The following is a 26028-nucleotide window of genomic DNA, read 5'->3' on the forward strand; positions in this document are numbered from 1 at the left end:
CGCGACCGGTGACGATCGGTTACGCAACGATTTCAGAGATCGTGCTGACGCTGTCCTGGAAGTTGTCGGTTTCGACATCGACGCGCTGTAGCATGGTCAACAGCAGATTGCTCAGGCGTGCGTCGCTGTCGACTGGGCGGCCACAAATCTTGTAGTGCTCGTTGGCCTCTGCAACGTTGTACTTGCCGATCTTGGGAAGGTTGAAGTCGACGTGTTGGCCATGTTTGACGCCGAGCGATTTCCCACCGGCGTAGAGTGTTGGCAGGTTCGCGTTGCCGTGGCTGTGACCGTAGGCCATGCCGCTGCCCCAGAGAACTTGCGTCGTATCCAACAGGCTCCCCTCTTCGTCCTGGTGAGCTTTCAATTGGTCGAGGAAGTAGCTGAACTGTTCGACCAGGAACGTATCGGTCTGGGTTAAGCGGCGGAGCTGTTCGGGGTCGCCGTTGTGGTGCGAAAGTCCATGTCGGGTTTGCGAGATGCCGATGTCGGGAATCGAACCGCCGTTGGATTCGCTGCAGATCATGCACGTGATCACGCGTGTCATGTCGGTTCGCAGGGCGAGCACCATCAGGTCGTAGAACAGGCGGTGGTATTCGCGGACCTGCGTTTGGTCCATTTTGCGTGCGTAACGATCGGCTTCCGATTTAGGAAGGTCGGGGCGGGGAACGTTCAGCCATGCATCGGCACGTTCGGTTCGAACCTCCACCTGTCGGACGGCGGTTAGATATTCGTCCAGCTTGTTGCGGTCGGCCGCGCCAAGTTTTCCCGTGACTCGCCGCGCATCGTCCAGGACCGCATCGAGGATACTTTCCCGCCGATTCAATCGTCGCCGCACCGCCTCGGTCCCACCTTGTTCACCGACAAACAGGCGGTTGAAGATCGTGGTCACATTGCGTTCGGCAGGGATCTGAATGCCGTCGCGCGACCAGGCGAGCGAATGCCCTTCGATCGCCAGTTCAAGCGAAGGGAAACGGGTGAATTCCCCTTGGACTTCGGCCATCAATTGATCGGCCGAAACGGTGTTTCGGAAGGCGCCGCCATTGCTGGGAACGTTGGCTCCAGTCAACCAAACCTTGTCGCAGTTGTGATGCTTGCCGAGAACCTGCGGGTGATGCAGGCCGCTGATCGGCGTGATCTCGTTGCGATGTCGCTCGAGAGACGCTAGCGGTGAGGTCAGTTCATAACCCGCCCCCGCGGTTTGGATTTGCCAGGTGAGCGTGTTGACTCCGTTGGGAATGTAGAGGAAGACGCTGCGTTTGGGAGGCGATTTGATCGGCTGGGCCGCGACCAGTTCCGACGGCTGCATGCATTCCATCATCGGCAGCGCGATCGTCGCACCGAGTCCACGCAGGACGTGGCGGCGGTTCAGTTTCAAGCGATTGGTTTGGATATTCATTGGATCGATTTCCTTTCTGCCTACCGTTTCTGAAAGAGGTCGGATAGCACAAACGCCTTGACGATCTCCCGCACGCGGTAATCGTTCTCCTTCCCAGCTCTTGCGATTTCCCGCAATTCGTCGTGATCATCAAACGTCATGGTTCGGCGAAGTCCGTAGGTCGCCAGCTTTTCGACAAACGTTTCGTTAAACGTGTCGAGTTCGTCGAGCAGCAGTTGTTTGAATTGGTCCGAGTTTTCAAACTTGCGTCCATCGGGCAATTCGCCACTGGCATCGACAACCGGATCGTCGCCGGTCCCTTCGACCGATTCGTGAGTCCGCCATTTCCCGATCGCATTAAAATGATCGAATGCAAAACCGAGGGGGTCGATCTTGCGATGGCACGCCGCGCAACGCGAGTCGTGCTTGTGCGCCTCCAGCTTCATCCGCAGCGTGGCTTTGGGGGAATCGACAGGGTTCGGTTCGATCGGATCGATATTCGCCGGCGGTGGCGGTGGTGTCTTGCCCAGGATCGCCTCGGATAGCCACGCCCCGCGATGGACAGGCCGATGCCGGGTGCCGTCGGATGTGAGCGAAAGGATCGAGGCTTGCGTCAGCAGTCCGCCGCGGTGTGTGTCGCGGTCGAGCGAAACGCGTTGGAACGCATCCTTGGTGATATTGTCGATCCCGTAGAATCGCGCGAGCCGAGGGTTGACCATCGTCCAGTCGGAATCGAGGAACTCGCGTAGCGTCAGCCCTTGGTCGAGCACTTCTTTGAAGAAGGCTTGCGTCTCGCCAACCATGCTTTTTTCGAGATGCAAATCGTATTCGGGGTAGAGCTTTTTGTCCGGCGGAAACATGCCGACCTTGCGTAGATGCAGCCACTGCGCCGAAAACGAATCGCTGAATTTTTGGCCTCGAGGATCGGCGAGCATGCGTTCCACCTGGCGGTCCAGTTCCATCGGATCGCGGAGTTTTCCCTGTTCGGCGAGCGAGAACAATTCGTCGTCGGGCATCGTGCTCCACAACAGATACGACAGTCGCGATGCGATCTCCCAGTCGTTGAGTGTTGCACGGTCGGAGTTTTCATCCCCTTCGGCAAGAAACAGGAAGCTCTTGGAGCAGAGGATTGCCGTCATCGCGGACTTGACGGCGTCGTTAAATGATTCGCCCGCCTCGATTTCGCTTTCAACGATTTGCACGTATCTGTCCAGCTCTCCGTCGTACAGAGGGCGACGAAATGCGCGCCGTGCCATCGCCGCAAGTCCGGTGCGCACTTGAGCCATGTTTCCCGCTTCGTTTGGCATGTATTCGTCGCGGCGACGCTGTTCCAGTTCGGTCACGATCGGACCGCGCATCGAGATCGCATCGATGATCAAGATCGGGTACCGCGGGCGTCCCTGTTCGTCGGTGATCTTCATCTGCCAAGGGGCCCGCGGGTGGGCGGTGGTGATGAACGGGATCCGGCTTTCCGCGTTGGTTCGCGGATGGCGTGGCCCCGCCGCTGTGTTGATGACATGGATTTCAGGATTGCGAACCGCCGGCCAATGGACCCGAAAGGTGACCGTCGTCGGGTTGTCCTCCGGGGCAATAATGTCTTGTTCGAACAACACTCGATCGAGCTTGTGTTCATAGACTTGCATCCGCGGTGGTGGGCCATTTTCCGGCATGATCCCGCAGACGGTGTAGGTGATTTCATAGACGCCCGCTCCAGGGAACTTGCGATCCGGTCCGCGATAAGGATTCGAAGCGCGGAAGATCGCACCCGAAGTGGTCAACGGATAACGGATCTTGTCCAGCAGACCCGCCTTTTCGAGACGATCGTAGTGAGGTTGGTTGGGCCGCAATTCGACGGCCCGGTGACTCGCCTCCAAGTACTCGACCTTCTGATCGGGATACGCTTCACTCAAGACCACCTCCGCCGCGGTCATGTATTTTTCGATATGACTGGCGGACAATGTTAGAACGGAACCAAGGCGTTCGAAGCCGTTCCATTCCGGGTCTTCCAACAATCCGCCGGGGTCCGTCGCATCGTATTGCACGCCGATCAGATCGCGGACGGTGTTGACATATTCATCGCGTGTCAGTCGGTTGTACGAGACGCGGTCGCGGCGTGCCATTCGCGCCGCCTCCCCCTCCTTCAATCGGGCCGCGATCCATTCGACAATCTTCGCGCTTTCTTCGGCGGTGGGGCGAATCGCTTCGTCTTCGGGAGGCATCTCGCCCGAATTGATCCGTTCCATCACCTCCGCCCAAAACGGCGTGTCCTGCTGGCCGATCTCTTTCGACAACACGTCCAGACGGAACTCTCCTTCCTGCACGTTTGCGTCGTGACATCGCATGCAGTGCGCATCCAAAAACGGCTGCAAGTCCTTTTCTAGCGATGGCTCGGCCGAAGCAGCGCGCAAGGTCATGAGAAAGGAGACGAGTAGCAGGGAGAAGTTAGGGCGATGCAGCATGAGGATGAAAGAGTGCAGGCGATCTAAGGAAGGTGACAGGTCCGTAGGGGGCTAGGTAATGGTGGGGAGGTGTCCGAAATGGGTGATTCTACGCAAAAACTCTGCTCTAATCAATTTTAATCGAAAGTTTGCACCGGTTTGGGGGGGCGTGGCCCTGGGGCTGCGCGCTCGGGGCCTGTTGGCTTCCTTTTGCAAACAAGGCACCCACGCGGTCTCGTGAATAAAGCGGCAAATCCACCTTCAGAACTCGTTCCTACGTTGTCCGTACGCTGACGTGTCGCGTTGAGCGAATCGAGGTAGACTGTGGACAACTTTCCAAGCTCGCCATCGCCTCCTCTCGTATTTTGTCGGCCCGATGAAAACACCCCTCATGCGAATTCGCTACGGAGCGATCATTCTGGTGTTGATCGTGGCCCTGGCCGTCGTGGGGTTCCGTTATCTGGGCGACTACGACTGGATCGGGGCGATCTGGATGGTCGTGATCACGATCTCGACCGTTGGGTACGGCGAACAGAGCAACATGCCGCCGGAATTGAAACTGTTCACCGTCGTAGTGATCTTGTTCGGAATGTCGGCGGCGGCTTACACGTTTGGAGGCCTGTTTCAATTGATGATGGCAGGTGAATTGGACCGAGCTATTGGGCGACAGCGGATGACGTATGATCTAAATAAGATGACCGATCACATCATTGTTTGTGGTTTCGGACGCATGGGGCAAAACTTGGTTAGCGAACTGGCCAGTCAAGGGCGTCCTTTGGTGGTTATTGATACGGATCCTAATGTGATCCAAGAAAACAGTACACTGCCTATGATTTGTTGGCAGGGCGATGCCACGGAGGAGTCCACGCTCGAAGCGGTTGGCATCGTGCGGGCAAAGACATTGGTCATTTCCTTGCCCAACGACGCCGAGAGTGTCTTTGTCACGCTGACCGCTCGGAATCTAAATCCCGACTTGCAGATCATCGCGCGGGCAGAGAAGCAGAGCACGGGGAAAAAATTGCGGCAGGCTGGCGCGACGAAGGTGGTGATGCCCACGCTGGTCGGAGCCCGTCAGATGTTCCGCCTGATCACGCGCCCGACGACTGCAGATCTGATGGAACGGGTTTCAGAGAGCGCGTTTGTCGAGTTGGACCTCGATGAGTTCTTAATTCCCGAAGGCTGCTCCTTGGTGGGGATGACCGTTGAGCAAACCGACGCGCATCGCCGCCATAAGCTGCTGGTGATTGCTGTCAAAAAAACGGACGAGCATTTGGTATTCAATCCCGAGGGCGAATACGTCTTCGAGCCCTTGGATATCATCATGATCATGGGACACAGCGAAGATATCGCCCGATTTCGGAACGCCTACGGCATCGCGTGATTTCCGTTCCTTTCCGAGCGATCGGCATCGGCCGATCCTGCTTCGTTCGCCCCTCGAGACTCGCCGAGCCAAGGTCAGAATTCGATCTGATACTTCTCAGTCATCTTGCGTCGGATGTCGGCTGTTGAGATTGCGATCTCTTGCATGATTTTGTTAGCGGACGCGTACCCTTTGCTTGTCTCTTGTTGCTGGATCTGAGCAAGTTGTTCACCGTCCTGGCGTAGCGACGCGCGGGGATTGTACTGGTAACGGTAAGCGTAGGCTCCGCCAATGCTATTGTAGTAGGGGCCGTAATGGGCTCCGGCGGCCGCAGCGTACTTGTAGTTGTAGACTTGTGCGTCGGGCATGTTCATCATCCGCGAGGCCGTTCGCGCACCAGCCGACCGCATCGCGTTTTGCGATTGACGTAGCGCACCGGAAACCTGAGTCGCAAAGGTCACCATCTCGGGATCGACGTGCAGGATGGGCAAGGCGTCGATCTTCGCTGCATACTTCGCATACCAGATCGCTTCCAAGCCTGGCGTGGTTGTTTGGTGTTCCTGGTCTTCGTGCTTCAGATCGTTGATCAACAGGTTGATCGATTTGAAGTACTGCTGCGTCGCATGTGCCATCAGTTTTGGGTCTGGCTTTTTCGAATCGTTCGACGTGGAAGCGGTCGCCGCGGACGAAGCGTTCGGCAGTGGTTGAAATCCTGGGGGCATATCGAACAGGCTGAAGACACGCTGGATTCCGCTCGACTGCAGACTTCCTTTAAGCAACATCTCCTTCGGGCCCACCTGGACTTGCCAGTCCTTGAATTCTTTGAGCATCACACCGTGGCTGCCAAGCGTTTCCAGGATCAACGCCTTGGCAAAGTCCTTGGTGGCCGAGATGTCTTCGTCGAAATCGATCTTCAGGCCGCCGGTGACGTGGTCGCTGATCTCGATCCCCAACGTCACGCCGCGGACGCTCGACAGCGCGGTGGCGAGTTGATCCAGGTCGGCCTTCTTGCCTTGCAGCGATTTCATCTGCGTCAGTTGGTGGCGGATGAACTGTGGCGAAAGCAGGTGCTTTAGATCCATCGCCAAGATGATCGGCACATCCTTTTTGTCTGCGAAGTCTTCGGCCGCGCGCAGGTAGGGCGTCAGCGGCTTGCGGTCTGTCATGGAAAATACGTCATCGATCCAGACGGCCACTTGTTGGCGATCGGCTGGGTACATCACTCCGGCGATCGATTTGCCAAACTTGACCACGTAGGTGTTGTTGGGAAGGACCGCTGCGTCTTGCCGACTGATCGTATCGACGTTGCCGCCGTGGCGCTCGGTGACCGTCAACATGTCCGGCTCTTCGGTAAGATCCATCACCGATGCGTGCCAACGCGGTTGCATCAGTTCGATGTCCATTTGCGAAGCGATCGCCAAGTGCAACGCTTGGGGAGGCACCATCATCAGGCCGGCGGCAAATTTTGCCTGTTCGTTCTCCTTCCACTTCTGCTGAACGGCCAGCGGGCTGGCCATGATCTGTTCCATGTTGAACAGCACCAGCGTGTTGGCCTTGTTGGGGAGATGGCGGACCAGGTTTTCGAACTGGGCATGGCTGGCGGACGAATGAGTCAGCGACATCGCAGTGACCATTAGTGACGCGAGAAGGAATTTTTTCATCGCAGACTACTCGTTGGATTGAAGGATTTAGTGGAACGTTGTGGTTTGTGTGTCGCAACTTTGAAGGGAGCCCGTTACGGTTCCGTTGCTCGGATCACGCCGATGTAGAGGCTGCCGTCGGTATGCCAGGGATCGCCGCCGCCGTTGTATCCATCGTGTTGTTGATGGAAATTGGGTTCGATCGAATGCTCGGCCAGTTGACCGGTCTGTTCGAGGCATTGGAATAAGTAGTCGCGTTCGGCATCGATGTCGGCCGCGGTGACGTGCGTGATCTGACCGGTTGTATGGCTCAGCCCCACGCGTTTGTCATAGACCGCCGAGCCCAGCCATTTGGGCCGACCCTCGGGATTCACTTCGTCCGTTTTCCATAATCGAACATGATGTCGATGCCGTGGGTTGTCACCGACCGGTTGTTCGAAGGCCAGGTCTTCCTTGCGGCCAAAGAGATACAGGCTGCTGACCGGAGCGGCATCGTCGGGTCGCGACAGGACGGTGTCCGCTGCGATCTTGAGGTCACTTTTCAGACCCAACGCGGCGGCCGAATACCAATCGGCGGCCTTCATGATCTGCTGTAGCTGAGCTTCGCTCCCGATCAGTTCAACATTCAGTGGGTCGCCGGGATGGCCGTCGCTGGTTCGTGTGATCCGCGGTTGGTCGTCTAGGTCTTGATGTCGCCGAATGTAGAGTTCCCAGGCCCAAGGTGCAGCCAAATAGGCGACGGCAAGCCATAACAATAGAGAGGCGACAATCACTTTTGTGAGCCACTTTGTTCGGCCGTGTGGTTTTCGTTTATTCGTTTCTGGTTCGGTGTCCATCGTGTGTCTGTTGATTGGCTGCGGATCGGCAGGCCGCAGCGTGGTGCGGCCCGGCTGGTTCATGTTCGATATCGACTATTGGGCCTTCACGACGACCGGCGTTTGCCCGCTTCCGCTGCTGGCTAGCAAGGGTTCTCGTCGTCATCATGTTGGCTTTTTATGGCGGCGATTGAAGGCGTGGTGGCTGTATGTTCACCTGTCGGGTTGGAGCTTCGAGCGACAGTGCCGTTGTAGTCTTCGGCCTCAGGATTTGCACCTGGCAATTCACCCGAGAATCTAAATTGACCAAGGTTTCACAGATCCCGTAAAACATCGACGTCTTTCTGGAGTCGGTGTGGCCGGGGATTGAATGACGCAAACGCCAGCGTTCCTCGAACCTCTTCTGGCTGATGGGGATGTTGCCGGCCGGATCGGCCAGAATCGGACGTCGTGGTCTGCGTTGGGATCTTGTTGCGATCCGAAGGTCGGATGGCTGCGCCACGCTGGAGGGAATCAGCCTGCAGCATCGATTGGCGTGTTAGGCTAATTCGCTCGAGTAGATTGGTGTCAGCTGAATTAGATGACGGTTTCCGAGGGGCCTCGCAGCAGTAAGGTGAGGACCGCGACGTGTTGAACCACAGTGGTGCACTCGGGCGGGGGATTCAATCGTCCTTAGAAGTCGCGCAGACGCAATTGACAAAATGAATCGCCGGCCAATGTTGCCGGGCGACTCAATTTGTCTATCTTTTTGCGTCTGTTGATTGAGGTGTTGGTGATCGAACGGCTATTTGGCCAATTCGATCTCGCTCGGTTGCCAGCTTTTGTCGAAGAACGACGGCATTGGGCTGTAGAGACGCAGGATCGTGAACCAACCTTTGTCGGGGGCGGTCTGAATCCAGTTTCCTCGCGCGACACCTTCGGGTTGCTGCGGTCCGAAGTAGATCGTGGTCGAACCATCGTCGGCGGCTGTTGCGGCCGGAGAAGGATAGGACTGGCTGCCAGCGCGTGGGTATTTCTGTGGCGTCTGCAGCATCGAACGCGATTGATTGTCGTACAGTGTGAGCGACCAGAAAGCGTGGGCTGGAATCCCCTTGGGCAGTGTGAGCTTGTAGGTTTTGCCACCGTCGAACGCTTCGCCTTCGCTATCCAGGAACCCCATCAGGTACTGGGAACCGACACCGGGGATTCGCATGATCATGCCCGGCGAATCAAGCGTGTAGGCGTAGTAGAAAGCAGTGCGAGAATCGAGCGTTCGCGCACCGGTTGGTGGCTGCGGCTTGAACATCCCGTCGGCATACGCTGGCGGCGGAGTTTCGAAAAAGGCACCCCCTTCAAACAGCATGTTGCCCCACTTGGAATTGGGGTAATAAGCCCAATCGGGATGGATCGTTGCGTAGCGCCAGTTCAAGACGCGGCCTGTGGCGTTGCCGATCGCAGCGGCGTCGCTAAGGATCTTTTTCGTCCGCGCATCGGGCGCGAAAGGCTTGCCATGCTGGATGCCAATCGCCGCCAATTGCCCCGCCAGTTCGACGTCGTAGCTGGTGGCTGGTTCTTGTTGGACGTTCTCGTTGATCATCTCGAAGAAGCCATAATCGCTAGGTGGGATCGTGTTGAACGATTTCCCCGACGCTTCGATAAACTTCGTTTCTGGCAACGGCGGATTCATGCCTAACTTGACTTCACCCTCGAGCGCTTCGGCGATGCTGGTGCCAAAACCGCCGGGAGTGTAGGGGTAGAGCTTCAGGTTTTTCTTGATGTTCTCGACAGCAGGTTTGGGGTCGTTCTCAACGAGGAACGAACGGGCGGCGTAGAGGACGCGATTGGTCTTCGAGTGGGCAATGAAATAACCACCTTCGGGCAGCGGGCCGTCGTAGCCTGGTGGCACGATCAGATATTTGCCCCCTTGCCCACGATCGGGGCCAGGTCGACCGATGTCGATGATCCACGAGAACCACATGTCGTTGATGGTTCCCAGTCCAGCTGGCGGTTGCTCGAGCACCATCGGTCCGTCCGACAGATTGATCGCGCTCATGTAATAGACGGTGTCGCAGTTGGCTGTCAGGAACAACGAGCTGGCGTCCATCAGTTCGGAGAAGATGACGATCGAGTTGTCCGCCGCGCCGATACTCTCTAGTCCTTTGGCGATCGCATAGGCCGAGGCGCCGCGGAAGCTGTTGTTGTATGCCGACAGTGCGTTGGTAAAGGTCAGGATGTCTTTGACTGTTTTGGCGGTTCCTGCGGTGGGCGCTCCGTCTTGGAATTCAAGCGTCCCCAACGGGCTCTCCACTTGATCGGGAGTGCTGAGGGCCGCGGGGATGGGAGTCATCTGTTGCGCTTCAGCGCGGCGGGCCTCGGGAATCAGGCCCCACACCGCAACGGCGAAGGCCGCAGTGATCACGCCGGTTCGATTCAAATGGGTCATGGAATCATCTCGAAATGTGTTAGTAATTGAAGAGAGTTTCGCTGCAGCCAGGAAGCAAGTAGTACCCGGCAGGGGCATTGAGAAAGGATCCCGGGCCCGGTTTGGTTGCAGCCGACATCGTATTTGCACGCGTTTTGATGTCGGGTATCGTACCCCGCGACGGTAGGGGAGGCAATCGTCGCGATTTGAGAAGGGGCGAGTCGGGGAGGCTGTTGGAGTTCTCATCTGCCGCGCGACGGGGACCCTCCAAGATTGCGAATCCGCGGCGTTGGGTGAGAAAGTAAAGCGGGCGTTGAAGTATACTTTGGTCAACTTGGACGCGTTGTTTCTGTTTGACGAGGAATTTTAAGAGTGAATGCTTCTCTGTTTCGCCGCATGTCGGCTCTCTTTTTGATCGCTGCGGTGACGATCTCCGCCGTTGCTGACGACCATCGTTTGGTGCTGGTCGCTGGCAAGCCATCGCACCCGCCGCGGTTGCACGAATTTAATGCCGGCGTGCAGTTGTTGGCTAAGTGTTTGCAAGACGTTCCCGGTCTGCAGACCGATGTGGTCTTGAACGGTTGGCCCCAAGATGAATCGATCTTGGATCAGGCCGATGCGATCGTCTTCTATATGGATGGCGGGGCTCGGCACGAAGTGGTTCAAGAGGAAGGGCGGCGTTTGAAGATGCTCGACGCCCTCGCCAAAAAGGGCGTAGGACTCGGCTTCATGCACTACGGCGTGGAGATCTTAGCTGATCAGGCGAGCGACGAATTTAAGCGATGGATCGGCGGTCACTATGAAAATATGTTCTCTTGCAATCCGATTTGGGAGCCGCAGTTTGCCAGCCTTCCCGAGCATCCGATCACCCGCGGCGTGAAGCCGTTTGCGATTCAAGACGAATGGTATTTCAACATGCGGTTTGTCGCTGATATTCCCGGCAACGAATCGCGCGACGTCGAGGATCTCAAGTTTGTCCCGATCCTGGTGGCGAGTCCCAACGATGCGGTCCGCGATGGTCCCTATGTGCATCCCAAGGGCCCCTACCCGCATATCCAAGCATCGAAGGGGCGCGCTGAAGCGATGCTGTGGACGGTGGAGCGACCCGATGGCGGACGCGGCTTCGGTTTCACCGGTGGCCATTTCCATGACAACTGGGGCAACGACGATTTCCGCAAGGTGGTACTCAACACCATGCTCTGGACCGCCAAGGTGGAGGTGCCAGCAGAGGGCGTCGATTCGACCGTCAGCGAAGAACAGCTGAACGCGAACCTCGATCCCAAGCCGCCGCGAAAGAAGAAGTAGCGACCGTGGCGGAGAGGGGCTTTCCGCTACGGTTTCCCCTTCCTTTGTCGATCGAACCGCAGCAATGCGTTAGCGTCTGGTGCCTTGAGGAACCGTTCGCTAACGCATGTGTGGTGATTTGCACAAAGCGGCTTAGCGGTGTCAGCGGGCGTTGTTACGCCAGGGCTTTGTCGAACAGAACAAGCATCCGTTTCCAAGCCTTTTCGGCTTGTTCTTGGTTGTGGACGCGCGTGTCGGGCGGGCACCAGCCGTGCCCTGCCGGATAGACTTCGATCTCCGCGGGGAGATTTGCTTGGGCAAACGATTTTTCCAAGACGTTCTTCGCTTCGGGATCGCGTTGGTCGTCGTTCTCCGCGACCGCGATCAGGAACTGAGCCTTCATCTGCGGGATCAAGCGATGAGGGCTGTCGGGACTGTCGGTCGCCAGTCCACCGCCGTGGAAGGTGGCTGCTGCACCGACGCGGTTTGGCACGGCCGCAGCGGTGCGCATCACGATCGGTCCGCCCATGCAGTAGCCGGTGGTGCCGATCTTCTTACTCTTGTCGACTTGCGGTTGCGCATCCAACCAGGCGATGAAGGCTTTGGCGTCGGTTGTCTGCGTTGTTGAGTTAAGCGACTGGGCCAACGGACGCACTTCCGGAATCGGTGTGTTGGCTCCCTTCTCTGCGGTGGGCGCTTTCATCGTGCGGTAGAACGGATTGACGACCAGCACGCTGTAGCCCGATTCGGCTAGCCGTTGGGCCATCTGCCGGAATGCGGGACGCAGTCCAAAGATGTCGGGCCAGATCAAGACGGCCGCGTGGGCGCCAGTTTTCGGAGCGACAAAGTAGGCGTCGCAATCGCCATCGGGAGTTTTGATCGTCACGTCGTTACCGCTAACTTCTGCAGCATCGGCCGCTCGGGGCAGCAGCATCGCGGCGCCAACACCTGCGGCCGCCATGGAGCCAAGGTCGCGGCGGGAGTACTTTTTCAGGTCGTCTTCAAAATGATCTTGATCACACATTGCGGAGAGTTTCTCAGAAGGAAGGGAACGTTCAGGATGGAATCCCATTTTGTGCAGCCGCGCGACCGCAAATCAACAGGGCGAACGGGCGTTTCCATTGGTGGTATCCGCCTAATCATAAACACGTATCAGCCCCTCGCTTGGGCTGGTTCCCGTGGTCTAGTGGCGAGATGCTATGATTTCGGATCCCCAATCAAAACGGTTTCCCATTCGGTTCAGCGGCACCATGAAAAATAGAAGCTATCTCACGTTATCGTCCTTTCGCCTTGGTTTGACTTTCGTCGCGCTGCTGGTAGCGAATGGCTGGCAGGTCGCCGATGCAAAGGATGTCACTTTACGGGGCGTTGTTCGCGATACGAGCGACAACATCCTGCCGGGCGTTTCGATTGATGTTGTGGATTCGAAGGCCACGACGATGACCGACGGGGAGGGGAGGTTTTCGGTTTCAGTGCAGACGCCCGCCCCCTTTCGTTTGGAGATGAGCAAAGAGGGATATGTTGCATCGCAGGTGACCGTTTCCGATCCCGGCAAGCCGATCGAAGCGGCACTCGCTGCCGAGACCGATGACACGGGATTGATTCGATACGCGACGATGATCTCGATGTCGCACAGCGTCGGGGAGATTCGCCGCGATCCTCGGAAGTACGAAAACCGATTGTTGGGCGAGGAGCTTTTTAAGGAGTTGGCCGATCGATACGGAGAGAAGCCCGCCGAAGAAGCTGTCTTTCGGATCTATCTTCCGCCCGGCGTCCCCAAGCTCAACGGGCTTTTTTTGAGCTCCGAACATGGCGTGGGCGGGCCGATGATCGAACATCCGATGGTTCGCGCCTTTGCCGATCGCCATCGCTTGGCCTTGATCGGCGTTCTCGGGAATCCGATCCAACGCGGGATCTACCCCGCCAGCGCGTTGGATACGATCCTGGGTGAAATCGCTCGGGAAGTAAACCATCCCGAAATCGCCACCGCGCCTCTCTTTACGTTTGGTCATTCCAACGGCACCGGATTCTCTGCAGCGTATGCGGCGATGCGTCCCGACCGCGTCATTGGTTGGATCTCGTTCCACTCGGGCGCCAGTTGGCATCTGGTCTTTCCGGGCGTCGAAAAGGTGCCGGGGCTTGTGATGCATGGCAACCAAGACAGCTACTTCGATCAGGGGCAAAGCGAAGCTGTCGCATCGCTCCGCACCGAGCGAAACGCTCCGATCGCTCTATTGGTCGACGGCCAGGGTGGTCATTGGCCTCGCGAGCGAGAAGCCACGTATGCGGTGGTGTTGGCCTTTTGCGAAGCATGCCTCCGCATCCGATTGGCCGACAGCGAAAGGATCGCAGACGGCAAGCCATGGCCCAAGGCCCCGTTGCAACCCGCGGTTATCGAGTCGGGCTGGCTCGGGGATCGTTACGATCGCAGCGTCGGCGGGATGCAGAAACTGACGATCGCCAGCTACGCCGATTTTCAAGGCGATCGGAGTACGGCCAATTGGTTGCCCGATCAGGCGTTCGCCAAGGCGTGGCAGAGTTATGGGGAACGTCTTTCTATCGGTGGCGACCAGCCGCGGTAGCGGCGATCGTGAGTAGCCCACGGCGTCAGCCATGGGATCGCAATAAGCAAACAACGCAAAGCCCCGGAAGGGGCGACAGGTGGACCGCGATCTGTCGCCCCTTTCGGGGCTCGTGTAAGTTCCGTTTCTTAACCCGTCCCACGGCTGACGCCGTGGGCTACATGCTGTCGCCCCCTTCCGGGGCTTTGCATTGTTTTCGGGGTAGGACTTCTGCTACAGCAGATTATTCGCGAAGATCGAATCGACGGCGGCGAGTCGGCTGTTGCGCGACTGTTGCCGTTCCTGCTCGTCGCGCGACAGACCGTTGTTGTTTCCACCTCCTTGGTTGTTGTTTCTCGAATCTTTGTCGTAGTCGACCCATTTCGAATCGTCGTCGTCATCCGAGTCGGTGTCGAAGGCGGATGCGACGCTCGCCGCAACCGCTTGGCCGACGTCCTGGCCGACGAGGTCGTCGAAGTCGAAGTGGATCCCCAGGTAGACGCGGCTGCGACCATTTTCAGCCATCGCTTCGCTGAACGAACTGAACGATCGCGTCGCGTCGTCGAGATCCAAGCCGTAAGCCTCCTGCAGTTCGGGATCTTCCAGCAAGATCTCAAGTTCTTCGGAGGTCAGTTCAAAGGCGATGTCATCGGTTCCGTAGAAATCTTGTAGCGTGCCGAACAGGGCACCGCCAAACGTGGCGTGGCCGGAGATGTAGGTGGGGAATTGAGGCGTGAAGCCGATCTCGTCATCACCACCGTCGGGAGCTCCCAGGGCGGTCCAGTCGGGATCTCCTTCGGTGAGCGCGTTGCCGTCGAGATCACCACTTTGGATCGCGGTGACCGGTCGCCAGAACTCTTCGGTGAACTTCGTGTCCCAGGCGACGATCGCTGCGTCGGCCATCGCGACCGAAGCTTGTGCAAAGAGGGCTGCGTTCTCCTCCAGGGTGTTCCCCTCTTGCGCGGCGACTGTCAGCAGCACATCGTTGTAAATCGCCAGCGGTGTCCCCAGCCCTTCCCGGTCGTAAGCCCAGAAGATGCCGATCTCGGTCTGTTCCGCGGTCCGTGTGGTGCTGTCAAACGCGCCCAGTTCTTGGACTTCGTTGTAAGAGGCCGCGTACTCTTGGCTGGTCAGGGCCGGTGTCGTGTCGGGGAGGAACGCATCGGTCGAATCGATGGCAAACGTGTCGACCTCGCCCCAGCCCGGTCCCCAGACGGGAACATCGGGGTTCAGCGGATCGGCTTGGAACGAACCGACTTCGTCCGAATAGGTGTAGTCGACCACGGCGTCGGAACCGTCGTCGGCACGGTTGGCAAGGATCTGGTTTCCGATCTCCGTCCCTACCGTCAAGCTGTCGCTGAAGTTGGCATCGTTCTTGTAGCCGGCGAGGCTCGTTTCCAAGAACGCGTCCAACGTCGCTTGTTGGTCTGGATAGAGCGAACTGAGCACGGTGTAGGCGGCTTGCGATGCCGCCACTTCCGTGGTGATGGCGTCCGTTGCCACCGAGAGATCGTACTCGTAGAAGGTCTCGGCATCGGAGCCGTTTTCGCCGATCGCAACGGCATCGTAGATCCCGAGGTTCAACATCGCCATCGAGCGCGAGGCGTATCCGGGATTTTGGTTTTCCACGCTGTCGGCCAGCAGTTCGCCGAAGAGGTCGTTCCACTGCAGCACAACATCGCCGCTTTCATCCGATGTCGGCGTGCTCTCCTCTTCTTCCTCCTCCTCCGTCGTTGTCTCATCGGTCGGCTGATCGACCGAATTGTCGGGGCGATCGAACGTGTTACCGCCGTCATCGCGTCGGTTCAACCTATTGATCACCATCAACGCATCGATCGGGCTCTGTTGACCATCGTTGTTGACATCGGTCTTCCTGCCCGGACCCGATGCGGTTTGGCCATCGCCGTCGCTGGAGGATTGGCGGTTCATCTGGTTGAGGATCGTCAACGCATCGACTGCCGTCACGATTCCGTCCTCGTTGACATCCTCGGGGATCAGTTCGTTGTGAAAAATATTTGCGGCTAGCAATTGCCGTTTGTCCAGCATCTCGACGCGGCATCGTCGACGCGTCTTGTAGCGTCGGCGATTGGCTTGTTCCGCGGACTTGCGACGACCGAACCATTGATCCCAGATACGCGCCATGATTTTCACCAATCGAGAGGAGGGCGAGAAGAGAGGTGCCCGCACTGGGAGCACCGTTTCGCATTCCGCTTGGGAGTGCTCTCTATAGGTGCAGATCGGAGCGCGCTGCGCCACGGATCGTTGAAGTTTTTAGGCGAATAAATCGCGGCGCCAGCGCGACGCAGAGACGAGGTCGCGCGGTGAGCGGGCTCGCGCGTCCGGCGTTCCCAGCGGAATTGCAGTTTGCGTCGGGCCGCCTCGCGATCAGGCCAAGATGTTTTTGATCACGTTGCCGTGGACATCGGTCAGGCGGAAGTCGCGGCCGGCGTAGCGGTAGGTCAATTTGGTGTGGTCGAATCCCAGCAAGTGCAGGATCGTGGCGTGCAGGTCGTGGACGCTGCAAGGATTCTCCGTCGCTTTGAAACCAAATTCGTCGGTCGCACCATGCACAGTGCCGCCGCGGACGCCGCCGCCCGCCATCCAGACGCTGAAGCCGTAGTGGTTGTGGTCGCGGCCGAGCGTCTCGGCTCCGCCACCGGTTAGTTCCACGGTGGGCGTGCGGCCAAACTCGCCCCCCCAGATCACCAGCGTGTCGTGGAACATGCCACGTCGTTTCAGATCGGTCAGCAGTGCGGAGATCGGTTGATCGATTTCGCCCGCTAACTTTCGGTGCCCCTCTTCGAGCTTCGCGTGGTGGTCCCAGACGTTGCCGGCGCCGTGCCACAATTGGACGTAGCGGACGCCGCGTTCCAACAGCCGCCGGGCGATCATCGTTTGCCGGGCGTGAACTCCCGAGCCGTACAGTTCATGGGTCTCTTTGGTTTCGTCGGCGACATCAAATGCGTCGGCAGCTTCCATCTGCATTCGAAAGGCCAGTTCGTACGATTGGATCCGCGTTTCCAGTCGCGGATCGTGGCGGGTTGATTTGTGTTCGGCGTTCAGTTGTCGCAGCAGATCCAGTTGCCGTTGTTGGACTTTCGTCGTGGCGTGGGGGCTGTGGATGTTCTCGATCAGTTTGTCGATCCGGCTGTGCTTTGGATCGACGTAGGTTCCTTGGTAGCTGCCCGGTAGAAAACCCGACTGCCAGTTCTCGGCTCCTTTGACCGGTAGGCCGCTGGGACACATCGAGATGAAACCGGGAAGGTTCTGGTTTTCGCTGCCGAGGCCATACAGAGCCCACGCGCCGACGCTCGGGCGTGGCAAAACCGAATCGCCACAATTCATTAACATCAGCGATGGTTCGTGGTTGGGAACCTGTGCGTACATCGAACGGATGACGGCGATGTCGTCGATATGTTCGGCTGTTCGCGAAAACAGTTCGCTGACTTCGATCCCGCTTTTGCCGTACTTCTTGAACGCAAACGGCGACGGCATGCAGGCTCCCGTTTTTCGTTCGGTCGCCAGCGACATCGGCGGCGCCTGTCCGGCATGCTTTTCAAGCGTCGGCTTCGGATCGAACGTGTCGACATGCGATGGTCCGCCGTTGAGAAAGAAGTGGACCACGCGTTTCACGCGGCCGGGAAAGTGAGGTTGTTTGGTCGCCAGCGGTGACGCGGTCCGGTTGTCGTTTGCACTGGGCGTCGTCCCCTCTTGGTCGGCTAACAAGCTGTTCAGCCCCAGCATTCCCAGGCCGATGCCGGAACGCTGCAGCAGGGACCGACGGTCGATGCGATGCGATGGTGAGAATGGCATAGGGGATTAGTCCACAAACATGAATTCGTTGGAGAGGAGCAGCGTTTGGGCGAGCTGTTCCCAGCGGTTGAGTTGCCGCGTGTGCAGGCCAGTAAAGTCGCGTTGGCTGGCCCAGTCGGGGTTGCCAGCGGTCTCCGAGGCATCTTCCGCTGGCGGAATCCGCGTGATCTTCTGGGACCATTGATGTTGATCGCTATGCAAGACCTTGTAGATGTCGACGACAAAATCGATCGTCTCTCCCTGCTCGACATCGACCGAAAGGATGTCCACGTTCATCGCCGTGTTGTGAACGACCTCACGGCGCAACACCTTGTCGCCCGCGAGCACCCAGCATCGGATTCCGTCGCCAGGAGTTTCCGCATGATCGATCGTGGTTTGGATCCGGTAGCGACCGCTGGCCGGAGCGGTCCAGCGGCGGATGATCGCATGCTTTAGATCGTTGCCGGGGTGGCCGCCGTCGGCGTTGATCTGGGCCCAGCCGATTTGGCCGTCGGGATATTGGGGGCTGCCTTGCCAAGCGGAGCCGCTGAAGTAGGGCAGGGGAGTGAAACTCAACAGCCGCTGCGCCTCGGCATCGATCTCGCCGTAGCCGTAAGTCCACGCCTGTTTCGCCTCCTCCGCTGCCTCATCGATCGACTGGGAGTCCTCGTCGCGAACAAACGCCAACGTTGCGGCCAGTTCGGATTCGCTGGGCTGGCGCTGCAGTGCCGCCGCGAACATCTGGTGAATCCGATCGGCGGGGGCTTCGGAATCCGACCTCTTCGATGCGGCGGCGATCTCGCGAGCGCGGTCGGCGACAAACGGATGGTTCAAGCCGAACAACGCCTGTTGTGGAACGGTCGTTTCGGAACGCCGGGGCGTATGAAGATCGGGGTTCGCAAAATCAAAGACTTGCAAAACGCTCGGCAGCGACTGGCGATCGATCATCGTATAGATCGTTCGCCGCGATCCGCTGGCGGCCGAGGCGAACAAGTCGACAGCTTTGCCGCCGCGCTGTATGTCCAACGTTCCCGCCGCGGCGAGTTGTGCGTCGCGGAGTTCTTCAAAGCGGAGTCGCCTTGCGTTCATCCGCCACAGCAGGCGATTCTCGGGATCGGCGGTGCGAGCGGCTGCGTATTCCGACGGGCTGTCTGGCCCGGTCGATCGTTGGCGATAAGCTGACGAAAGCATGATCTGACGATGCAGCCACTTTGTGCTCCAGCCCGATTCGATAAATCCGCGAGTCAGCCAGTCGAGCAGTTCCGGATGCGATGGCGGTTCGGCGCGGGTGCCGAAGTCGCTGGTTGTCGGTACGATTCCGCGGCCGAAATGATGAGCCCAGACGCGGTTGACCCAGACCCTTGCTGTCAGCGGGTTGTCGGCCGACGCGATCGCCTGGGCGAGTTCCAGTCGTCCGCTGCCTCGAGCGAACGGGGCACGATCGCTGCCAGCGACGACGCCAAGGAATTGTCGCGGGACTTCATCGCCAATGTTGACCGGGTTTCCGCGGCGGAAGATCCGTGGCTGAACCAACGGCTCGCGGTCTCGCAAAACGATCGCATGCGGAGCGGCTGACGGATTGGAGATGATCCATTGGTCCACGGCGTTCTGTAGTTTCCAAAGCGCGACACAGGTGCCGGTGTCGACATCAAATTCGATGTTGATGATCGGTAGATCGGGAATCATGCAAGGAGATCCGTCGCCGTAAAGCACTTGCCGCAAGCTCTCATCGGCCGGATCGGGCAACTGCGTCGACGGTGTCACCTCGGTTTGATTTTCAGCGGCTTGTGTCGCTTTCTCGGCCAGCGTTTGCCACTGCTGGTCGACATCGGTGAACAGCTTGGCGTACCGATCGACCAGTTCCTGCTTGGAGCTTGGCGCCGTCGCAAACGCCGCCGCGACGCGTGGATTGATCGCGGGAGAGTCCTGTGAAAGGCTGGCCAGTGCCGCTTGCGAAAGCTCAGCGAATCGATCGTCGGGGAGTTGCGCCAGTTGATACCAGATCAAGAAGATCGGGTCGGATTGCCGCTCGGGCTGCTGCAGATATTTTTGCCAGCGTCGAACCGTAGATGGCAGTAGATCCTTTTTGCTGAGGATCTGGCTGAACGATTGTTCGGGATATTTGTCCAGTTCGAATTGAGCTTGCAGGTATTCGCCGATCCGTTGTCGGGCGAGCTTTGCGAATTCGGTGCGGGCTGCCGAGAGGCCAGCTTCCAGCGCATCGAGCCGCTTTTTAAGTTCGACTTCAAAATCCGAAAGTTCATCGGACGTAGGATGGCTTTGAGGTCGCGGCAGCGCGACGGGATGTTCCGCGCAGTTTTGGAAAACGCCGTACAGCGAGTAGTAATCGGCGGTGGGGATCGGATCGAACTTGTGGTCGTGGCAGCGGGCACAACTGACCGTCAGCCCCATCGTGCCGCGGGTGACGACATCGATGCGGTCGTCGATGATGTCGGGTTGGACTCCGAGAAATCGGCGGCCCAGGGTCAGGAAGCCCATCGCCGCCGCGGCCGCCGGATCGTCGGGGGCGGCTTGGTCGGCAGCGATCTGCAGCAGCAGGAATCGGTCGTAGGGAAGGTCTTCATTAAAGGATCGGATCACCCAATCGCGATAGTGAGACGCATGGATGAAGCGTTTCTCTTCGCGTCCGTAAACGTAGCCCTTGGTGTCGGAGTAGCGTGCAACGTCCAGCCAGTGTCGCCCCCATTGTTCCCCATAGGCTGGCGAATCGAGCAGCCGATCGATCAACAGCGGATAGGCGTCGACACCATCGTCTTCAACGAATCGTTGAACTTGTTCGGCGGTCGGTGGCAGTCCAGTTAGGTCAAACGTCGCTCGGCGGATCAGCGAGCGTCGGTCGGCGGACGGCGACGGCGATAGGTTGTGTTGTTCCAGCGCACGGATGATAAACGCATCGACGGGCGTCTGTCCCCAATCCACGTTTTGCGGAGTCGGCGGCGTGGGAGAGGTTAGAGGTTGGAAGGCCCAGTGCGATGCGGCGATATCGGCCATGTCGTTGCTGGGTGCGTCCGATTCGGGCCAAGCAGCACCGTTGTCGATCCAGTGTTTGAGATCCGCGATCGCGGCGGCGGTGAGTTGTTTTTCGCTGTCCGGCGGCGGCATCTTTTCGGATTCGTCATCGGAAACAATGCGGCGGATCAATTCGCTTTCGCCCGCTGCTCCCGCGACAACCGCCGCTCCGCTGTCGCCACCTTGCAGCAACGCCTGGCGGGAATCGAGTCGCAGTCCTCCCCATTGCGTTTTGCTACCGTGACAGCTTTGGCAATTGTCGGCCAGCAGCGGGCGGATCTTGTTTTCGAAGAACTCGATCGCTTGTGGCGACTGTTCCGCTGTTGCGATCGATCCAGCGAGGATGAATAGAATGACTGTTGCTGGGAGGCGATAAGCGTGGCCAGCAAACGGATTCGTATTCCGTGAGGCCAGCGCAGCGGCGGCGCAGCGCAACAATTGCGTTCGCTTCGACTTTAGGGGTGGGCTCATGTGGTTTTCACCGGCGGGATGGCGAACGAAAGCGGCGAGTCCGGGGGCCCCGAATCCTCTCCGCTTTCTTGGACTCCGACGCCATTATAGTGTCCCGGTCGCAGCGAAGCATCTTTGGCTCTCAATTGTCAGCGCAGCAGCTTGCGAGGCCTTGATCGAAGGCATCGTGCGGTGCCCGCGGCGCAGCGGGCCGCTTCGGAAGCAGGGTTTGGCAGCGTAGGCGATTGAACGTATCGTGCCGTCGATGAAGGCTTGATCGTCGTTGTATGAGACACGCTGTTGCGAATGCGTTACGCGTCGGATTGCAGCAGGCGAGCCAGGACGACTAGGGCGGCGTCGATCTGTGCGTCGGTGCCGATCGTGATCCGCAGTCCATCGCCCCAGCCGGCGTAGTCCATGTAGCGGACGAGCACTTGGTTCTCTTTCAGCGATTCGTAGATCGGTTTGAGTGCGCGATCGGGGTGGGTGCACCACAAGAAATTTGCGGCCGAATCGAGGACGTCGAAGCCGAGTTCCCGGAGCTTCCCCTTGGCTCGCTCGCGCGTCGCCAGGATCTTCGCTCGGTTCTCGGTTTGCCAATCGCTGGCGGCGATCGCGGCTGTGGCGGCGGCGATCGCGATCGCGTCGCAGTTGTAGCTGTCTTTGATCTTGGTCAGTTCGGTGATCACGTGCGGTTGGGCAACGAGGAACCCAAATCGCAGGCCGGCCAGCGAATACGATTTGCTGAGCGTCCGCGTCACCAAGATGTTTTCGTGTTGCTTGACCAGGTCGATGCAGTTCTCTTCGGCAAAGTCGCCGTAAGCTTCATCGACGACGAGAGGGCAGGGGAGGGGGGCGGCGATTTCCGCGACAGCTTGCGGCGACAGAACGGTTCCGCTGGGGCTGTTCGGGTTGGGCAGAAGGGTCAGTCGCGGATCGCCGTCGGGGCTGCTGAATGCGGCCGGTAGGGTCCAGTCGGCGTTAAACGAAATCTCTTCGCAGCGGGCGCCTTGGATCTCGGCGAGGGTCCGGTACAAGATGTAGCTGGGAGTTGGCATCCGCAGCAGGTCGCCGTCGCTCAAAAATCCGCGGACCAGAATCGTCAGGATCTCATCGCTTCCGTTGCCACACAAAATCCACTCGGGGCCGGGCAGGCCAAGTCGCTGCGCGGCCATGCGGCGAAAGGACGAACCGACGGGGTCGGGGTAGCGTTCCAGTCGGCTGTCGGCCGCCGCGCGGATCGCTTCGACCACGGCGGGAGCCGGTGGGTAGGGATTTTCGTTGGTGTTCAGCTTGATGAATTTGCCACCCTGAGGCTGTTCGCCGGGAACGTAGGCCTTCATCTTCGACAGCGCGGGGCGGAAGCGGAGTTTGCTGTTGGTCATCGGTTGAGATCGAGCTGGCGGTTGGTTGGTCGCCTTTCGCTCCGCGAAAGGATGTTGGTTTAATCCCCTTTCGCTCCGCGAAAGTGCGTTGGAGGGGCGTGCTGGTTGCCGCACTTTCGCTGAGCGAAAGGCGACCATCGGTGTTATCGGCGGATCGAGACGCTGAGTCGATGGGCGGTGAGGCCTTCTTTTTCAGCCAGCAGTTGGACGTCGTCGGCGATGTTTTCGAGGCCGGTTTGGTCGAACTCGATCATGCTGCCGCTGCGGACGAAGTCGTTGCTGGACAGGCCAGCGGCCCAGCGGGCGGTGCCGCTGGTCGGCAACACGTGACTGGGGCCCGCTGCATAATCGCCCAGAGCGACGGGGGTGTAGTTGCCGATGAAGGTGGCGCCGGCATTGCGAATCGATGTGGCCAGTTGGCGAGCCGATTCGCATTGAATGTGCAGATGCTCCGGTGCAAACGCATCGGTCATCCGCCGCGCTTGTTCGCGGTTGTCGACGAGGATCAACGCGCCGTAGGCTTCCAAGCTGGGGCGGGTCAGGTCGCTGCGTTCCAGGGTTTCTAGTTGCTCGCAGATCGCCGCGTACGTGGCGTCCAACAGCGACTGACTCCACGAGATCAGGATCGCCGAGCCGGGGGAGTGTTCAGCTTGCGACAACAGGTCGGCGGCGACGTGGGCTGGGTTGGCGGTGTCGTCGGCGATCGCGATCACTTCGCTGGGGCCGGCGATCGAATCGATGTCGACATGTCCATAGACTTGCTTCTTCGCCAACGCGACAAACAAGTTGCCGGGGCCGACGATCTTGTCGACTGCCGGGACGGTATCGGTTCCGAAGGCCATCGCCGCGACGGCTTGGGCGCCTCCCATCCGGTAGACCTCGGTCACGCCCAGTTCATGGCAGGTGGCGAGGATGTCGTTGTTGTAAGATCCGAATTTTGTCGGCGGCGCGACGACGGCGATCTCCCCGACGCCGGCGACTTGCGCGGGGACTACGGTCATCAGCACCGTCGACGGATAGGCGGCGGCGCCACCGGGGACGCAGACTCCGATCCGACGCAGCGGCACATACCGCTGGGTCAAGCTGACGCCTGGCTTGGGCGTGATCGTGACATCTTGGTGCAGGATCGCCGATTGGAACGTGCGGATGTTTTCCGCGATCCGGCGGATGCATTGCAGGAACTCGGGATCGGCGGTGGCATGGGCTTGCTGCAGTTCGGCGGCGGGGACGCGCAGCGAAGCGGCATCCAGATCCGCTCCATCGAGCGATTGGCAATAACGCAGCAGAGCGGTATCGCCATCGCGTTGGATATCGTTGCAGATCCGATCGACGACGGCGGCCGGAGCCAAGGCTTCGCCGAAGACCTTTAGCGTCAATTCGCGCCCCTTGGGGCTGACGACATCGCCAGCCGGGCTGAGCTTGGCACGCAGTTGGTCGAGGATCGCGGGGGCGGCGCCATTGCGGGCATCGACGCGTGGGATGTTGATGGAAATTGGCTGGTTCACGGCAGATCGCGTTTGGAGGCAAAGAGGACAATGCAGCTTCTTCATCAATATAACTCGCCCGCCAGCAATCGCGTATGGCCCACAAAACAGGGCAGGGGAGGGCGGATTTGGTTTCGTTGAGTCTGCGGGCTGACGCCCGCACTTGAACGCTGTCGCCGCTGTTCGATTGAATCGCGAAGCGATAGCAGCGACTAGCTGCAGGCGTCAGCCTGCAGGAAAGTGTGCGTCCGCGATTGTGCTAGCCGCGAAGCGGCGGTAGCAGTCGGTTGCTTTCGCCGCTTCGCGGCTGCGGCTTTCTGTGGGAGGCGTTTGATCTGCGGGCTGATGCCCGCAGCTAAATGCTTTCGCCGCGTTCGCGGTTTTTGCGGCTGTGCGGTTGAATCGCGAAGCGATGGCAGCGACTAGCTGCAGGCGTGAGCCTGCAGATGCGAGCGTTCGTGATTGTGTCAGCCGCGAAGCGGCGGTAGCAGGCGGTTGCTGTCGCCGCTTCGCGGCTGCGCCGGCGGTTGGGCGTTTGATCTGCTTTCGCCGCGTTCGCGGCTTTTGCGGCTGTGCGGTTGAATCGCGAAGCGATGGCAGCGATTAGCTGCATGCGTCAGCCTGCAGGAAAGTGTGCGTCCGCGATTGTGCTAGCCGCGAAGCGGCGGTAGCAGTCGGTTGCTGTCGCCGCTTCGCGGCTGCGGCTTTCAGTGGGAGGCGTTTGATCTGCGGGCTGATGCCCGCAGCTAAATGCTTTCGCCGCTGTCGCGACTGTTCATATTTGTTGTTCAGGCGTCAACGCATGGGGATGTGTGGGCAACCCCTTTTTTCTTCCCTGCGATTTTGCTTGTTGTCTCACTTGCGTGCCCCATTCAGTATGCTGGATGCGGAAAGCGGGGGCGTGTTCCTTTTTCAGGGCCGAACAGGGCGGAGCCGCGCTTTGTCTGAACCCGTTTTGTTTTTAGTTTCTCCTTTCCATCCAACAGGCGATCTTCACCTATGACACTCTCCCGTCGACGTTCTTCATGTTTCTACTTCGCTGCGTTTTTACCGCTTGTTCTGTTGTGGAGCACGTTGGTTTCGCTGTCCGCGAGTCCCGTTGCGATCGCAGACGACGTGCGAGTGATGAGCTTCAACATTCGTTATGGGACGGCGTCTGATGGCGAGAACCATTGGGAGCGGCGGAAAGAATTTGTTGCCGAAACCATCGCGGCCTACGATCCCGATCTGTTGGGGACTCAGGAAACGCTGGAGTTTCAGAAACAGTTCCTCGAGCAACGGATGCCCGATTACACAAGTGTTGGTGTGGGGCGAGACGATGGCAGTGACAAAGGCGAGATGACGGCGCTGTTCTTCAAGACCAAGCGTTTTGAACTGCGCGATGAAGGCCACTTCTGGCTCAGCGAGACGCCGGGCAAGGCGGGCAGCAAGTCGTGGGATAGCAGCCTACCGCGGATCTCTTCATGGGTGCGATTGAAAGACCGCCAGTCGAACTCGCCGCGCGAGATCCTGTTTATCAACACGCACTTCGATCATCGCGGACAACAGGCTCGCGACGAATCGGCCGCATTGGTGTTGCGGAAGATCGACGAACTGGGAGCGGACTGCGACGTCGTGTTGACCGGAGATTTTAATTCATCGGTTACCAGTGTGCCCTATCGCACCCTGTTCGCCGACGCCGCGGAATCGTCGCGGCTTGTCGACACCTTCGCGGTCGCGAGGCCCAAGGAGACGAAGGGGGATACGACGATCTCGAGGTTCCTGGGCGATCAGTTTGCCGGGCCTCGAATCGACTGGATCGCTACCCGTGGCAACCGGAAGATCCTCGACGCGCAAATCGATCGCACAGCCAAAGAGGGACGGGCGCCATCGGATCACTATCCGGTGACCGCACGCTTGCAGCGAGATGGTAAATAGTGATCGCCCAGAGGATAGGACGGATGCGACCGCAGGTTTCTGATTTAGCCACAGAGGTCTCAGAGATCACTGAGGGATGCGCTCGTTGGTGGTTTT

The 26028-nt window shown here is 58.9% G+C and carries 15 protein-coding genes; 4 read left to right on the forward strand and 11 right to left on the reverse strand.

From position 1 onward, the window contains the following. Window positions 1-19: 19 nt before the first annotated feature. Window positions 20-1396: a DUF1552 domain-containing protein gene (locus Poly24_RS01675; RefSeq protein WP_145089564.1), complete on the reverse strand. Its 1377-nt coding sequence runs from the start codon at window positions 1394-1396 to the stop codon at window positions 20-22. Between the two features lie 20 nt (window positions 1397-1416). Further along, window positions 1417-3789 (reverse strand): DUF1592 domain-containing protein, encoded by a 2373-nt coding sequence (locus Poly24_RS01680; protein WP_145089567.1) that lies wholly within the window; start codon window positions 3787-3789, stop codon window positions 1417-1419. Between the two features lie 400 nt (window positions 3790-4189). Here Poly24_RS01680 and Poly24_RS01685 point away from each other — a divergent pair, with 400 nt between their 5' ends. Next, a complete protein-coding gene (locus tag Poly24_RS01685; protein WP_145089571.1) occupies window positions 4190-5194 on the forward strand; it encodes a potassium channel family protein in 1005 nt (334 codons plus the stop codon). Between the two features lie 74 nt (window positions 5195-5268). Here Poly24_RS01685 and Poly24_RS01690 read toward each other — a convergent pair whose 3' ends face one another. The 3 genes from Poly24_RS01690 to Poly24_RS01700 all read right to left on the reverse strand — a co-directional run bounded on the left by Poly24_RS01690 (window position 5269) and on the right by Poly24_RS01700 (window position 10050). Next, window positions 5269-6834, reverse strand: a complete 1566-nt coding sequence (locus Poly24_RS01690; RefSeq protein ID WP_145089574.1) for a hypothetical protein — start codon at window positions 6832-6834, stop codon at window positions 5269-5271. A gap of 74 nt (window positions 6835-6908) precedes the next feature. Further along, the gene (locus Poly24_RS01695) at window positions 6909-7586 is read right to left on the reverse strand and encodes an LssY C-terminal domain-containing protein (RefSeq protein WP_231753407.1); all 678 of its coding nucleotides are present in this window, start codon (window positions 7584-7586) and stop codon (window positions 6909-6911) included. Window positions 7587-8412: 826 nt separating this feature from the next. Then, window positions 8413-10050: a DUF1254 domain-containing protein gene (locus Poly24_RS01700; protein WP_197452244.1), complete on the reverse strand. Its 1638-nt coding sequence runs from the start codon at window positions 10048-10050 to the stop codon at window positions 8413-8415. A gap of 351 nt (window positions 10051-10401) precedes the next feature. On the opposite strand from Poly24_RS01700, the gene Poly24_RS01705 reads away from it, so the two are divergent. Further along, the gene (locus tag Poly24_RS01705) at window positions 10402-11334 is read left to right on the forward strand and encodes a ThuA domain-containing protein (protein ID WP_231753408.1); all 933 of its coding nucleotides are present in this window, start codon (window positions 10402-10404) and stop codon (window positions 11332-11334) included. Between the two features lie 154 nt (window positions 11335-11488). On the opposite strand, the gene Poly24_RS01710 is transcribed toward Poly24_RS01705, so the two are convergent. Beyond that, a complete protein-coding gene (locus tag Poly24_RS01710) occupies window positions 11489-12337 on the reverse strand; it encodes a dienelactone hydrolase family protein (RefSeq protein WP_145089580.1) in 849 nt (282 codons plus the stop codon). Window positions 12338-12563: 226 nt separating this feature from the next. Between Poly24_RS01710 and Poly24_RS01715 the strand changes: the two genes are divergently transcribed. Continuing rightward, complete coding sequence (locus tag Poly24_RS01715; protein ID WP_145089583.1) at window positions 12564-13895, forward strand: carboxypeptidase-like regulatory domain-containing protein; 1332 nt, start codon at window positions 12564-12566, stop codon at window positions 13893-13895. Between the two features lie 213 nt (window positions 13896-14108). Here the strand turns inward: Poly24_RS01715 and Poly24_RS01720 are convergent, their stop codons facing one another. From Poly24_RS01720 to hisD, 5 genes are all read right to left on the reverse strand, one after another. Then, window positions 14109-16016, reverse strand: a complete 1908-nt coding sequence (locus Poly24_RS01720; RefSeq protein ID WP_145089586.1) for a dockerin type I domain-containing protein — start codon at window positions 16014-16016, stop codon at window positions 14109-14111. Between the two features lie 243 nt (window positions 16017-16259). After that, entirely contained in the window at window positions 16260-17687 is a 1428-nt protein-coding gene (locus tag Poly24_RS01725) for a DUF1501 domain-containing protein (protein WP_145089589.1), read from the reverse strand. Between the two features lie 6 nt (window positions 17688-17693). Next, window positions 17694-21167 (reverse strand): PSD1 and planctomycete cytochrome C domain-containing protein, encoded by a 3474-nt coding sequence (locus tag Poly24_RS01730; RefSeq protein ID WP_145089592.1) that lies wholly within the window; start codon window positions 21165-21167, stop codon window positions 17694-17696. 290 nt (window positions 21168-21457) lie between these two features. Further along, complete coding sequence (gene hisC / locus Poly24_RS01735; protein ID WP_145089595.1) at window positions 21458-22531, reverse strand: histidinol-phosphate transaminase; 1074 nt, start codon at window positions 22529-22531, stop codon at window positions 21458-21460. A gap of 143 nt (window positions 22532-22674) precedes the next feature. Further along, window positions 22675-24036 (reverse strand): histidinol dehydrogenase, encoded by a 1362-nt coding sequence (hisD, locus tag Poly24_RS01740; RefSeq protein ID WP_391556902.1) that lies wholly within the window; start codon window positions 24034-24036, stop codon window positions 22675-22677. Window positions 24037-25014: 978 nt separating this feature from the next. Here hisD and Poly24_RS01745 point away from each other — a divergent pair. Beyond that, a complete protein-coding gene (locus Poly24_RS01745; RefSeq protein WP_145089601.1) occupies window positions 25015-25932 on the forward strand; it encodes an endonuclease/exonuclease/phosphatase family protein in 918 nt (305 codons plus the stop codon). Window positions 25933-26028 lie beyond the last annotated feature (96 nt).

Origin of the sequence: Rosistilla carotiformis (assembly GCF_007753095.1) — a bacterium.
Taxonomy (GTDB): Bacteria; Planctomycetota; Planctomycetia; order Pirellulales; family Pirellulaceae; genus Rosistilla; species Rosistilla carotiformis.

Bases quoted from the DNA above. Each gene is read 5' to 3' on its own strand.
- Poly24_RS01675 (WP_145089564.1), bottom strand. From the start codon at position 1,396: ATGAATATCCAAACCAATCGCTTGAAACTGAACCGCCGCCACGTCCTG.
- Poly24_RS01680 (WP_145089567.1), bottom strand. From the start codon at position 3,789: ATGACCTTGCGCGCTGCTTCGGCCGAGCCATCGCTAGAAAAGGACTTG.
- Poly24_RS01685 (WP_145089571.1), top strand. From the start codon at position 4,190: ATGAAAACACCCCTCATGCGAATTCGCTACGGAGCGATCATTCTGGTG.
- Poly24_RS01690 (WP_145089574.1), bottom strand. From the start codon at position 6,834: ATGAAAAAATTCCTTCTCGCGTCACTAATGGTCACTGCGATGTCGCTG.
- Poly24_RS01700 (WP_197452244.1), bottom strand. From the start codon at position 10,050: ATGACCCATTTGAATCGAACCGGCGTGATCACTGCGGCCTTCGCCGTT.
- Poly24_RS01710 (WP_145089580.1), bottom strand. From the start codon at position 12,337: ATGTGTGATCAAGATCATTTTGAAGACGACCTGAAAAAGTACTCCCGC.
- Poly24_RS01715 (WP_145089583.1), top strand. From the start codon at position 12,564: ATGAAAAATAGAAGCTATCTCACGTTATCGTCCTTTCGCCTTGGTTTG.
- Poly24_RS01720 (WP_145089586.1), bottom strand. From the start codon at position 16,016: ATGGCGCGTATCTGGGATCAATGGTTCGGTCGTCGCAAGTCCGCGGAA.
- Poly24_RS01725 (WP_145089589.1), bottom strand. From the start codon at position 17,687: ATGCCATTCTCACCATCGCATCGCATCGACCGTCGGTCCCTGCTGCAG.
- Poly24_RS01730 (WP_145089592.1), bottom strand. From the start codon at position 21,167: ATGAGCCCACCCCTAAAGTCGAAGCGAACGCAATTGTTGCGCTGCGCC.
- hisC (WP_145089595.1), bottom strand. From the start codon at position 22,531: ATGACCAACAGCAAACTCCGCTTCCGCCCCGCGCTGTCGAAGATGAAG.
- Poly24_RS01745 (WP_145089601.1), top strand. From the start codon at position 25,015: ATGACACTCTCCCGTCGACGTTCTTCATGTTTCTACTTCGCTGCGTTT.